Consider the following 12904-nt stretch of genomic DNA (forward strand, 5'->3'; position numbering starts at 1 on the left):
AATACACAACCCCGAGCCTCGCCATTCACGCCATAAGCTTATATTTCGTTCAGTTGCGACTCCACGTACAGGTAACCAATTCCCATTAGCTGCTGGGGGCGGGTCAGCGTGCCAAAGCTAATCTGCGTCGCTTTCGCTCGCGGATTATCGCCGTGATCGAAAGGGTTAAATCCCGTCTGTTGCCGTAGCGTATTGAGCCAGGACTCACCGAAGGCGCAACTACGTCCGTATAGCCAAATCTGGTTAATATTCAGGATATTAAGAAAGTTATACAGGCTTAAGCCAATCGCGCTGGCGGCATGTTCCACCCACGCCTGAATGCGTACATCACCCTTGCGCCAGGCATCGATCAGTAAATCCGTGGTCAGCGTTTCCGGATCTCTTCCCGGCACCGGCTGCGCCTTCATCCAGACTCTGGCCTGTTTTTTCAATGCGCTCAGGGACGCGACGGTTTCCAGACAGCCGTAACGGCCACAATCGCAGGCAATGCCGTCGGGGTTAACAATGGTATGTCCAATCTGACCGCTGCCGTACAGGCTGCCGCGCCAGATACTGTCGTGAATGACGAACGATGAGCCAATGCCGTAATCGACGTTAATCACGCAGAAGTCCTCGTTGGCCGCCGGGTTTTGCCACTTTTCCGCCAGCGCCAGCATTACGCAGTCGTTGTCCAGACGGACCTGGATGCCGAGCTGCTCCTCCAGCAGATACTTGATTTCCACCGGCGTTTTCCAGGGTGCCTGCGGCATTGTCTTCGACGCACCGGTGATCGGATCCACCTGACCATGGACACCCAGTGCGAGGTTGATCGTGGTGTCGGGATAGCGCTGACGCCAGCGTCGCCAGTGGCTGGCTATTGCGGCGAGTAGTGCTTCAGGCGTTGCGGCGTTGATCGCCTCATGTTGCCAGTCGCCAACCGCCACCAGCCGGGCATCGGCCAGTTGGCTGGTCAGACTGGTGGGGGTGACGTTGATACACAGCGTCCACGCACCCTGTACCGGCAGATGAAAACTCCCGCTGCTGAGCCCGCGCTGACTCAGCGTTTCCCGTGAGTGGCATATCCGGCCTTCGTCCAGTAACTCTTCAAGAATGTTACTCACTGCCGGGATCGACAGGCCGGTAAGCTGTGCCAGTTGCGATTTACTGAGCTGCTTTTCACGCCACAAATGCGACAGGAAGATCTGTTTATTCGCCTGTCTGACCCGGGCGTTATTGAATCCCGAACGCTGCATACACTTAACTCCCTTAACTATATTGCGTGAGCATTGCGCATTTTACCGCCAGTTAACTGCCACACAATAGCCGCAAGAGGACATTTTACTTTTGTTTATTAAGTGGAGGCGGCATGTACGGTTCAGTTAAGGTCTGGCAGGAAACTCTCTCACTACCGACCTGGACGGTGGGTGAGGAAGATCCAAACCCGATGTTCCTGGAAAAACGGGTTTATCAGGGGTCTTCAGGCGCAGTTTACCCTTACGGTGTGATCGACACCCTGACCGGCAAGCGCGAGATGCGCGAGTACCATGCTGTGTGGATGGAAAACGATTTCATTCGCATCATGCTGTTGCCGGAACTGGGCGGACGTATTCACCGTGCGTATGACAAAGTGCAGCAGCGCGATTTTGTCTATTACAACGAAGTGGTGAAGCCTGCATTGGTTGGCCTGCTCGGGCCGTGGATTTCTGGCGGGATCGAATTTAACTGGCCGCAGCACCACCGCCCCACCACTTTTATGCCGGTGGATTTTACGCAGCGGGCAGGGGAGCACGGCGAACAAACCGTCTGGATGGGCGAAGTGGAGCCGATGCGCGGTCTGCAGGTGATGACCGGATTCACCCTCTACCCGGATCGCGCCCTGATAGAAATCACCGGTAAAGTCTTCAATGGCAACGCCACGCCGCGCCATTTTTTATGGTGGGCAAACCCGGCGGTGAAGGGCGGCGACGATCATCAAAGCGTGTTTCCGCCTGATGTCACGGCGGTGTTCGATCACGGCAAGCGTGATGTTTCCGCTTTTCCGATCGCCACGGGTACCTATTACAAAGTCGATTATTCGGCGGGGGTGGATATCTCACGCTATAAGAATGTGCCGGTGCCGACCTCGTACATGGCGGAAAAATCGGACTACGACTTTGTCGGCGCCTGGCATCATGGTGAACGTGGCGGTTTGTTGCACGTTGCCGATCATCACATCTCGCCGGGGAAAAAACAGTGGAGCTGGGGCTACGGGGATTTCGGCGTGGCCTGGGATCGCAATCTGACCGATGAAAATGGCCCGTACATCGAATTAATGACCGGGGTGTTTACCGACAACCAGCCGGATTTCACCTGGCTTGCGCCTTACGAAGAGAAGGTATTCGTCCAGAACTTCCTGCCCTACAGCGAATTAGGGATGGTGCAAAACGCCAGTACCGACCTGGCGCTGCGACTGGTGCGGGATGAAACGCAACTCTCCGTGGGCGTATATGCGATAGCGCCGCTCAATGATGTGCTGGTCACTCTGCGTGCAGACGGCGCGCCTTTCTTTGAAACCACACTGACGCTGGCGCCGGGAAAAAGCTGGCTGACGACACTTGCCGATTCGGGCTATGCGCGGATCACCATGACGGTCACCCGTCACGATGGTCGGGTATTGCTGCAATACGAAGAACATATTGCTGACGATCTGCCGCTGCCCTCGGCGGCAACAGCCCCTGCGCAGCCGGAGGCGTTATCCAACACCGATGAACTCTACTTCATCGGTCAGCATCTGGAGCAGTACAACCACGCCAGCCGCTACGCCGGGGATTACTATCGCCGGGCGCTGGAAATTGATCCGCTGGATTACCGCAACAACGTCGCGCTAGGGACGCTGGCGCTGAACCACGCTGACTGGACGCAAGCTGAACGCTGCGCGAAAGCGGCATTAGAGCGGGCGCATCACCTGAACAAAAACCCGCGCGATGGTGAAGCCAGTATGCTACTTGGTGCAGCACGGGAGCGTCAGGGGGATTGCCAGCAGGCCTGGGATCACTACTACAAGGCGAGCTGGAGTGGAAACTGTCGCGATGCGGCCTTCTGGGCTCTGGCCCGGCTTGCGATGGCGCGTGGCGATAGTGCGGATGCACTGGAAAAAGTGACGCAGAGTTTGCGCTTTAACGGTAGCAACAACCTGGCGATGGGGCTGAAAGCGCTGGTTCTGGCAGAGCTGGGACGCACGTCAGAGGCGTTGAAGTATATTGAACAGCAGCTTCATGGCTATCCGCTCAGCTACGCGCTTCACTATGCCCGCTGGGCAATACGCCGGGATGAACAGTCGAAAACGGCGCTTATCGCCATTACCGGTCGCCGCGGGACTAACGCCTGCGAACTGGCGGGATGGTTACTCTCTTTCGGTCAGAAAGCGGCGGCACGCGAACTACTGGAACTGTTGGACAGTCAGGAAACGCTGCCGTTGCTGTGGCGGGCGTCGCTGAGCGACAATCCGCAGCCGTTCATCGTAAAGGCGCGTGCCTGTCTGCACAACCGGGTGCGTTTTCCGAACACGCTCGACGAAGTCCAGATGCTGCAAACGCTGTCGCACAGTCCCTACGCCCGCTATCTGTTGGGCTGCTTCTGGTACAGCAAACGCCGCTATGAGGAGGCGCTTTCCTGCTGGCAATTCACCTTGCAACAGGAGCCTGAATTTGCGCCCGTCCATCGTCTGTTGGGGATCTATGCGTGGAACAAACAGCACAATGCCGCCAGGGCGCACCAGTATTTGTCGCAGGCTGTGGCGCTGGAGCCTGATAACGCCCGTTTCCTGTTTGAGCTGGATTACCTCAATAAGCTGTTGGCGGCGCCTGTTGAACAACGTCTGCAGCAGCTTGAGTCACGCAACGCGGTGGTGTTTCAGCGTGACGACTTGACCGTGGAGTTGCTTAGCTTGTGGAACGGACTGGGCCACTACGATGACGCCGCGAAGGTGCTTGGCGAGCGCGTGTTCCATCCCTGGGAAGGGGGGGAAGGGAAAGCGACCGGACAGTATTTGCTGAACCAGATGCATCGGGCGCTGGCGGCGATCGGCAGAGAGGAGTTCCCCGACGCGGTCAGCCTGCTACAACAGGCGCTGATCTATCCGCATAACCTGGGGGAAGGGCGCTTACCCGGACAAACCGATAACGATATCTGGTATCTGTTGGGCTATTGCGCTCAACGTCAGGGATATCATGACGAAGCACAGCGTTACTTTGCCCGCGCCACCCGTGGCGGAAGCACGCTGGATGCCGGACGCTACTACAACGATCAGCCTGTGGACTATCTCTTCTGGCAGGGCATGGCGCTGAAACAGTTGGGCGAACGTGACGACGCAGAACAACTTTTCCACAGCTTTCTGCACTGGGTGGCGTCACAGCGAGACCATGTACCGGAAGTGGATTTCTTCGCCGTCTCACTACCGGATCTGGTGGTGCTTGATACCCCGGCGGAGGCCAGGCACCAGCAACACTGCCTGTTTATCACGGCATTGGGGCATCTGGGGCTGGGAGATTTACCTGCCTGTCAACAGGCGCTTGACGCGCTTTTGCAACAGAATCCGGCACATGACAAAGCTCTCTTCCTGCGCCATGTCATCAGACTGGAGTTATTGCACTAAACCCTGAACTGGTGGCGGTAACGCCACCGGAAACCTACTGTTCCCTGCGTTTCCCTGAAAGAGGAATCATAATGAATAACGCGCAGACGCATTTGAAAATCGGCTACGTCTGGACCATCTGTCTGGTCGCGGCCTGTGGTGGATTGCTGTTTGGCTACGACTGGGTGGTAATTGGCGGGGCAAAACCTTTTTATGAAGCGTACTTCTCGATAACCGATCCGGCGCAGTCGGGTTGGGCAATGAGCTCTGCATTGGTAGGGTGTATTTTTGGCGCGCTGATTTCTGGCTGGTGTGCGGATAAATTTGGTCGAAAAGTGCCGCTGATCCTTTCCGCTATTCTGTTCAGCGCCTCCGCATGGGGAACCGCCGTTGCCAGCAACTTCGACATGTTCGTGATTTACCGCATCGTTGGCGGCGTCGGGATTGGCCTTGCGTCAGCGCTCAGTCCGCTGTACATCGCCGAAGTCAGTCCGGCGGAAAAACGCGGGCGCTTCGTGGCAGTGAACCAGTTGACCATCGTCATTGGCGTCCTGGCTGCACAGTTGATCAACCTGATGATCGCCGAACCCGTTGCCACAGGGGCCACGCAGCAGGCGATCGTTGAGAGCTGGAACGGACAGATGGGCTGGCGCTGGATGTTTGGTGCAGAGCTGGTTCCCGCACTGGCGTTTCTGGTGCTGATGTTTTTCGTTCCTGAATCCCCGCGCTGGCTGGTGAAGGCAGGCAAACCGGAGCGTGCGCGTGCCATGTTGCAACGCATTGGCTCAGCGGAATATGCCGGGCAGACGCTGAAGGAGATTGAGCACACGCTGATCAAAGATAATCATAACGTCGCATGGTCAACGCTGCTGCAACCACAGATCAAACCGATTGTGATCGTTGGTATGGTGCTGGCGGTCTTCCAGCAGTGGTGTGGGATCAACGTGATCTTTAACTACGCGCAGGAGATTTTCGCCTCCGCCGGTTTCGACATTAACGGGACGCTGAAATCCATCGTCGCCACCGGTATCATCAACCTGGTCTTTACGGTTGCCGCGCTCCCGCTGGTGGACAAAATTGGCCGCCGTAAGCTGATGTTGTTTGGTGCATCCGGGTTGACCGTGATTTATGTGTTGATTGCCGGCGCTTACGGTATGGGGATTATGGGCTGGCCCGTGCTGGTTTTGGTACTGGCGGCGATTGCCATTTATGCCCTGACGCTGGCCCCTGTCACCTGGGTGCTGCTGTCCGAAATCTTCCCTAACCGCGTGCGCGGGTTGGCGATGTCGCTAGGGACCCTGGCGCTATGGATTGCCTGCTTCCTGCTGACCTATACCTTCCCGCTGCTCAATGCCGGGTTGGGCGCTGCCGGGAGTTTCCTGCTCTACGGCGTGATTTGTGCGATGGGCTATGTGTACGTTCTGCGTAATGTCCCGGAAACCAAAGGCGTCACCCTGGAGGCCCTTGAGGAACAACTGGCGGCAAGACACCTGAAGGCCAGCCCGTCAGCACAGCAGCGCAGTGTCCGCTGATGGCTGCGCCGCTGACGCTGCATAACGCGCATCTGTGGATGCGCGTGGACCCGCAGGGCGGTAGGTTGCTGGCGTTGTTTTCGTTACAACATCTGCAACCGGTTTTACATGCCGGCGAGGGGAAAATCGCCGGTGATGGTGGGCTGTTTCCGATGTTACCCGTTGCTAATCGCGTGGCCGGTAACCGTTTCAACCAGCGTGGCGCTGAGGTGCGGTTGCCGTTGCATGAGGCTGATGACCAGTTTTTCCTGCACGGTGACGGCTGGCTTAAACGCTGGGAGGTGACGGCGGTGAACGATGATAGCTGTTCGCTGTGTCTGCGCAGTGAACTGGCATGCGGCTACGATTATCTGGCGGAACTTCACTATCAACTGGAAGGAATGACACTCAACGCCTTGATGACAATCACCCATCTGGGCAAGCGCCCCATGCTGTACGGCTGCGGGTTCCACCCGTTTTTTGCTTTTGGTGCGCAAAGTACGCTGCAGTTTTCGGCCAGCGGTTACTGGCCGGAAGGCGAGCACCATTTGCCGATGGCCTGGCAGAGTGAACTGCCGACGGAGGCCGATTTTACCGTGGCGCAATACGGCACGGATCGCTGGCTGAACGTGGGGTATTCCGGCTGGAGCGGGCAGGCGGTTATCTATCACGATGTGATGAAGGTCACGATTTCTGCGCAAACTCCCTGGCTGATGCTTTTCAGAATGCAAGGTCAGTCATTCCTTTGTCTGGAACCACAGACGCACCCGGTAAATGCCCACCACATGCCGGGGCAGCCGGGATTACAGATGTTAGGCCATGGAGAACGGTGCCGTTTCGCCATGAAGATTCGCGTTGATTAGTGGCAAATCGTTGTTATGTTGCTGTTAATGTTCACTTGCGCCAGCCTGCGTTTATCGCCAGACTATCGCCTCCACACGGGAGGGGATCATGTCTTTGCACTCCACGCGCTGGCTGGCGCTCGGTTACTTCACCTACTTTTTTAGCTACGGGATTTTTCTTCCTTTCTGGAGCGTCTGGCTTAAAGGGCTTGGCCTCACGCCGGAGACCATTGGCCTGCTGTTGGGCGCTGGACTGGTGGCGCGTTTTCTCGGGAGTCTGATTATTGCCCCACGGGTCAGCGACCCGTCGCGACTGATCTCCGCGTTACGCATTCTGGCGCTGTTGGCGCTGATCTTTGCGCTGGCCTTCTGGGCCGGAACCCACGTCGCCTGGCTGATGGTGGTGATGGTCGGTTTTAACCTCTTCTTTTCACCGCTGGTGCCGCTCACAGACGCGCTGGCGAATACCTGGCAAAAACAGATTACGATGGACTATGGTCGGGTACGGCTGTGGGGCTCGGTGGCGTTTGTGATCGGTTCGGCGTTGACCGGAAAACTGGTCAGCGTATTTGATTATCGGGCGGTTCTGGCACTGTTGACGCTGGGCGTCGCCTCCATGCTGCTGGGAATGCTGATTCGCCCCAGCGTGCTGCCCGAAGGGGAAAGCCGTCACCAGGAGAACGCCGGCTGGCCCGCCTGGCGTGCGCTGGTTATGCAGAGCTGGCGATTTCTGGCCTGTGTTTGTCTGTTACAGGGGGCACATGCCGCCTACTACGGTTTTAGCGCCATTTACTGGCAGGGCGCGGGGTATTCCGCTTCGGCGGTCGGCTATCTCTGGTCGCTCGGCGTGGTGGCGGAAGTGATTATCTTTGCCCTGAGCAATAAGCTGTTCCGCCGCTTTAGCGCCCGCGATCTGTTACTGCTCTCCGCCATTTGCGGGGTGATTCGCTGGGGACTGATGGGCTGGACGACGGCGCTGCCGTGGTTGATTGTGGTGCAGATTCTCCATTGCGGCACCTTTACCGTCTGTCACCTGGCGGCGATGCGCTATATTGCGGCGCGTCAGGGAAGCGAAGTCATTCGTCTGCAGGCGGTCTATTCTGCCGTGGCGATGGGGGGCAGTATCGCTATCATGACCGTGTTTGCCGGTTTCCTGTATCAGAATCTGGGCAACGGCGTCTTCTGGGTGATGGCGCTGGTGGCATTGCCAGCCATGGTGCTGCGGCCAAAAGTGGCCGCTTCAGCCTGATTCCAGCATCTTGCGGATCTGCTGCTGCTGGTGCGGCGTCAGCGCCTGATCCGCATGAATCAACGGCGGCGAAAAGAGCGGCAGCAGCGTGGCGTAAGGGGTGACAATCAGCGCCACGCCGCGCGGCGAGCCTTCCTGCTGGAAAGTCCGCATCGGTAACGGCTTGATGTTCAGCGGCAGCAGCGTCAGTTCACGCAGTTGTTGCTCTATCTGCTGTTCCAGTTGCGGGTTATCCCCGGTCAATAAGACGACCTGCTTCTCATGCAAATCATTATCCTGCATTAGCCACGCGCCGAAAATCACCGCCACCAGTCCCGTCTCTTCTTCGGAAAACTCAACGTCATACTCTTCTTCAAACCCGCGTAACGCGTCGCGAGTGGTGCGCATCAGTCGCGGATAGAGGCGGGCGAACTCTTCCGGTAGCGTGTTATCGATACCGATAGAAAACAGACTGCGGTTCAGCGCCTGGGCGAGGTGAATATAGAGTTGCGCGTTCAGACCGTGTTCGTCATTGAAGCGTACGGCACCCATTTCGCGAAAGCGGAGGATTAGGCGAGCGATCGCCAGGCGCAGCCGCCGGTTCTGCTGATGGTTATCGCGAATCGGATCCGGGATGCGGATCATCGAAAACAGCAGCGCCATAAACAGCGATTCCGTAAGCGGCGCATTTTGCATTACGCGTCGCTGCCAGTGGCGGCCAATCTCTTGGGCCAGCGGGTACTCGGCGCAGGACTGCGCCCAGCGCTGCTGGACAGGATTGAATTCCGGCGAGATCCCCGCGTGATGCTGCAACAGACAATATTGCAGATAGAGGCGCAGGAACTGGATGTCCCGGCACTCAAACGGTTTTTGCAGGCGACGTGCGCAAAGGTTAATCAGTGCATGCAGATTGGTATCGTCATACAGCGTGCGCAGGATCCCCCGTTGTTTCAGCTCAATTTTGAGGGCGGGGGCAAAGTGTTGGTTAATGAACGCCGGACACAAACGCAGGCCGCGTCTGAGCCAGTGTAAGAGGCAGAGGCGTTGGTTAAGCGCAGTACCTTCGATCCGGTAGCACCCATTCGGACCAGTGCTAATGCTGAGTCGATGATAACGCTGGATCTCCAGTCCCGTTTCGACGACATCCTCACGGGCAATAGTATCATCGACACCATTAAGCGCACTGAACATTTCCGCGGTGGCAATCTGCCCCGGCTGGAAAAGCGTCAGCAAAACCTGGCAACGGCGCTGGGGAGCAGAAAGTACAGATGGTGGAGCAAGCGTTGGCATCATCTGTCGGATCTCCCGTAGGTATGTTAGATAAGAATAGCTAAAGTTTTTCCATAGCTATTACGAATGAAATGTTTTGCGTCAGGATTGCAGGGAGAGGTCACAGAATTTTTCACGTGTGCGGCCGTGAAAGAGAGTTTAACGCAGCGCTTTATTAGGATTTTTCGCGTTTTTATCTGTAGGGTACGCCGTAAAAAGCCTCGCCGGCAGAGGCGAGGCTGAAAGGTTTTTAATGGATTAACGTCCCTGTCGCAGGGTTAAACCGACATCGCCACCCGGATGCACGGCCAGCAGCGTTTCTCTGGAGTAGCCGCTTTCACTCATCAGGCAGGCGCAGGCAGCATCAAAGATCGCAATCACCAGCATGATGGAAGTGGTCGCCAGCATATTTAGCGGATCCGCCTCGCGCTGGACGCCGGTGGAAATTACCAGCCGGGCGGCGCGAGCAATGGCGGAGTCCGGGTTTTCCGTGACGCTGATAATCGGTACGTTTTTTACCGTCAGCCCGGGCAGCAGTCGCGTCAGTTCGTCAGAGTTGCCTCCGCGCGAGATCAGAATGACACGGTCGTCCGCGCGTAAAAAACCGAGGTCGCCGTGCGCGGCATCGGTGGCGTTGAGGTAGATCGCCGGGCGCTCAACGCAGGATAACATGTGGGCGATTTTTCGCGCCGCAATGCCGGAGGTGCCGACGCCAGTGACCACGATTTTTCCGCGGCACTCGCGCAGTTCCATCATTAATGCGTTCCAGACCGTTTCGTTCAGATGCTGACCCAGTCCGGCCAGCGCCTCGCTGTAGAGGGTCCAGGTGTCGGTGGCCTGTTGCCATGGGCTACTCATATGTCCTCCTGCATCAACTGGCGGTACTTCATGTGATCCTGGTACATCTCGTGGAACACCTGATATTTGCGGTCGTAATACTGCTTAATACGATTGGTCTGCGGGGTGACCGTTTTACCAATCCGGCTCATCGCCGACATCGCCTCCGGGAACGTTTCGAACACGCCGGCGGCGAGGGTGCCCATCATTGCGCCGCCCAGCAACATTGCTTCGCTCTCTTCCGGCAGCAGCATGGCGCAACCGGTGGCATTGGCGTGTTCCTGCACAAAGACAGGGTTCTTGGTACCACCGCCGCTGGCCATAATGGTGTCGATGCTGTAACCGCTTTGATTCATGGTCTCAATGATATGGCGCGTACCCAGCGCGATGGCCTGAATGGTCGCCAGATAGTGCAGCGCCATGTCTTCCGGCGTGCGGGAAAGCTTCAGGCCACTGATCGCCCCGGTCAGCGTCGGATTAGCGCGCGGCGAACGGTTGCCGTGGAAGTAGGGAAGGATATGAATATCGCGGGTCAGGAAGGCGATATTCTCCGGCTCGCCCGCCATTTTCCGCAGCAGCGCGTTCAGCACTTCATAAATGGTTTGCCCCTGCGCTTTGGCTTGCGCCAGCAGCGTATCGTAACAAGGGTGCGACTGAATAATGTGGTCGATCAGCGCGCCGGTCGCGGACTGTCCGCCTTCATTGAGCCAGTATTCCGGTAACACGGCGGAATAGTAGGGACCCCAGACGCCACCGATAAAGCGCGGCTCTTTAGAGATCGCCATGTGACCGGTTGAGGTGCCGCCAATCAGCGCAACGCGACGGTCAAAGTCAGCGACTTCGCCTGAGACGCCGCAGGCGCCAAGCGTGCCGAGGGTACCCGCGTGGGCGTCGATGATCGACACGCTGACGGCGGTGCCCGGAATCAGGCCCATTTCACTGGCGGCACGCTGGGTCAACCCATGGCCGAGCGGTTCGCCCATCGTTTTCACGTAACGGCCGATTTTTGCCGCATCGTGTTCCAGCAGATCTTCCAGGCCGATTTCGCGGAAATAGCTGGCATCCCATTTGTCTTCATGGCCCATGTAGGTCCATTTGCACACCGTGGAGCAAAGTGAACGCGTATCGTCACCGGTGGCGCGCCAGGTCAGGAAGTCGGGTAAATCAAAATAGTAGCCCGCGTTTGCCCAGGTGTTAGGCATATGTTGTTTCAGCCATAACAGCTTCGGCGTCTGCATTTCCGGGGAGATGATCCCGCCCACGTAGTCCAGTACCCGATGGTGCATCGCGTTGATGCGCTCGGCCTGGGTGATCGCGCGGTGATCCATCCACACGATAATGTTTTGTTCGCTGCGCCCGGAAGGGCTGATGGTCAGCGGTTTGCCCTCTTTATCCAGCACCACCAGCGAACAGGTGGCGTCAAATCCCAACCCTTTCACCTGGATGGGATTGATATCGGACTGATTAATGGCATCACGAACCGCGTTGCAGACGGCCTGCCAGATGTTATCGGACGACTGCTCGACGAAATCGGCCTGCGGGCGGTAAATCTCAATCGCGCGAGTGGCCTGACCGACCATTCTGCCGTTGAGATCAAACACCCCTGCGCGAGCGCTGCCGGTTCCTACATCCACACCAATAAAGTAACTCGCCATAATTTTTCTCCTGAAATCAGGCTCTACGATTCTGTAATGCGATAAAGAGGATGAGTACCGCGCCCCAAAGCGCCATCGTCAGATAGCTACTGATCCCCAGCAAGTTAAAGCCGCTTTCCAGCATTTGCAGCACAATCAGCGCCAGCACCAGGCCGATGATACGGCCAAATCCACCGTCCGGATTGATGCCACCCAGCACTGAAGCGAGAATAGTGACCAGCAGATAAGACTCGCCGTATCCGGCCTTCGCCGAGTTGAATTTCGCCATCATCAAGATTGCGGCCACCCAGCCGAGCAGAGCGGAAATAACGTAGACGGAAATCTGCACCCGAACGGTGTTCACGCCGCTGTAGCGGGTTGCCTGTTCGTTGGACCCCATCAGATAGAGACTGCGTCCGAGCGTGGTGTGTTCCAGCAGAACCCACAGCAGCACGGCGACCAGTATGAAGAGCAGCAGGGCAACGGGAATACCCGCGAGGGTGGCGTTGCCGAGATACTGGATCGCCGCCGGGAAGCCGGAAATCACCGTGCCGTTGGAGAGCAAGATGTTCAGCCCGGAGATCAGCGTCATGGTCCCGAGCGTGGCGAGGATCGGCGATACGCCAATCCAGGCGATCAGCGCGCCGTTCAGCGTACCTATCGCGACGGCGACCGCTGCTCCGGCCAGCAGCGCCAGCATGAGGAACAACGGATTGTCCGGATGAGTGACGATGACGGCGGCCATGACCAGCGAACAGGCATTGGCACCGGCGATAATCGACAGGTTAATGCCGCCCGTCAGCATGGTCATGCCCATTCCCAGCGCCAGCATGCCGAGGATCGGTAACTGTGAGCCGATGGACTGGAAGTTGGCGACGCTGAAAAAGCGGGAGCCCAACAACGCCGAGAAGACGACAGCAACGACGATAATAATCACGCACTGCAGGCGGATGATGGCATCACCGGGTAATACTTTTGCGAACGCTTTCATC

9 protein-coding genes are annotated in these 12904 nt (G+C 57.4%); 4 read left to right on the forward strand and 5 right to left on the reverse strand.

Annotated elements, in window-relative coordinates:
• Positions 1 to 38 precede the first annotated feature (38 nt).
• Entirely contained in the window at positions 39 to 1232 is a 1194-nt protein-coding gene (locus KE671_RS17865; protein ID WP_206164475.1) for an ROK family transcriptional regulator, read from the reverse strand.
• A 113-nt stretch (positions 1233 to 1345) separates the two neighbouring features.
• Here KE671_RS17865 and KE671_RS17870 point away from each other — a divergent pair, with 113 nt between their 5' ends.
• From KE671_RS17870 to KE671_RS17885, 4 genes are all read left to right on the forward strand, one after another.
• Positions 1346 to 4612: a DUF5107 domain-containing protein gene (locus KE671_RS17870; RefSeq protein WP_206164474.1), complete on the forward strand. Its 3267-nt coding sequence runs from the start codon at positions 1346 to 1348 to the stop codon at positions 4610 to 4612.
• A gap of 71 nt (positions 4613 to 4683) precedes the next feature.
• Positions 4684 to 6123, forward strand: a complete 1440-nt coding sequence (locus KE671_RS17875) for a sugar porter family MFS transporter (protein WP_206164473.1) — start codon at positions 4684 to 4686, stop codon at positions 6121 to 6123.
• Entirely contained in the window at positions 6123 to 6965 is an 843-nt protein-coding gene (locus KE671_RS17880; RefSeq protein ID WP_206164472.1) for an aldose 1-epimerase, read from the forward strand. The genes KE671_RS17875 and KE671_RS17880 overlap by 1 nt, the downstream gene beginning before the upstream one ends.
• Before the next feature lie 88 nt (positions 6966 to 7053).
• Positions 7054 to 8193, forward strand: coding sequence for a 3-phenylpropionate MFS transporter (locus tag KE671_RS17885; protein WP_206164471.1), 1140 nt, complete (start codon positions 7054 to 7056; stop codon positions 8191 to 8193).
• Here the strand turns inward: KE671_RS17885 and csiE are convergent.
• The 4 genes from csiE to KE671_RS17905 all read right to left on the reverse strand — a co-directional run bounded on the left by csiE (position 8185) and on the right by KE671_RS17905 (position 12903).
• Positions 8185 to 9465, reverse strand: a complete 1281-nt coding sequence (csiE, locus tag KE671_RS17890; protein WP_206164470.1) for a stationary phase inducible protein CsiE — start codon at positions 9463 to 9465, stop codon at positions 8185 to 8187. The genes KE671_RS17885 and csiE overlap by 9 nt on opposite strands.
• A gap of 234 nt (positions 9466 to 9699) precedes the next feature.
• On the reverse strand, positions 9700 to 10299 hold the full coding sequence (locus KE671_RS17895; RefSeq protein ID WP_206164469.1) for a KpsF/GutQ family sugar-phosphate isomerase: 600 nt from the start codon (positions 10297 to 10299) through the stop codon (positions 9700 to 9702).
• Complete coding sequence (locus KE671_RS17900) at positions 10296 to 11933, reverse strand: FGGY-family carbohydrate kinase (protein WP_206164468.1); 1638 nt, start codon at positions 11931 to 11933, stop codon at positions 10296 to 10298. The genes KE671_RS17895 and KE671_RS17900 overlap by 4 nt, the downstream gene beginning before the upstream one ends.
• 16 nt (positions 11934 to 11949) lie before the next feature.
• Complete coding sequence (locus KE671_RS17905) at positions 11950 to 12903, reverse strand: ABC transporter permease (protein ID WP_206164467.1); 954 nt, start codon at positions 12901 to 12903, stop codon at positions 11950 to 11952.
• Position 12904: the final 1 nt, after the last annotated feature.

The organism is Citrobacter amalonaticus, from assembly GCF_018252635.1.
GTDB lineage: Bacteria > Pseudomonadota > Gammaproteobacteria > Enterobacterales > Enterobacteriaceae > Citrobacter_A > Citrobacter_A amalonaticus_E.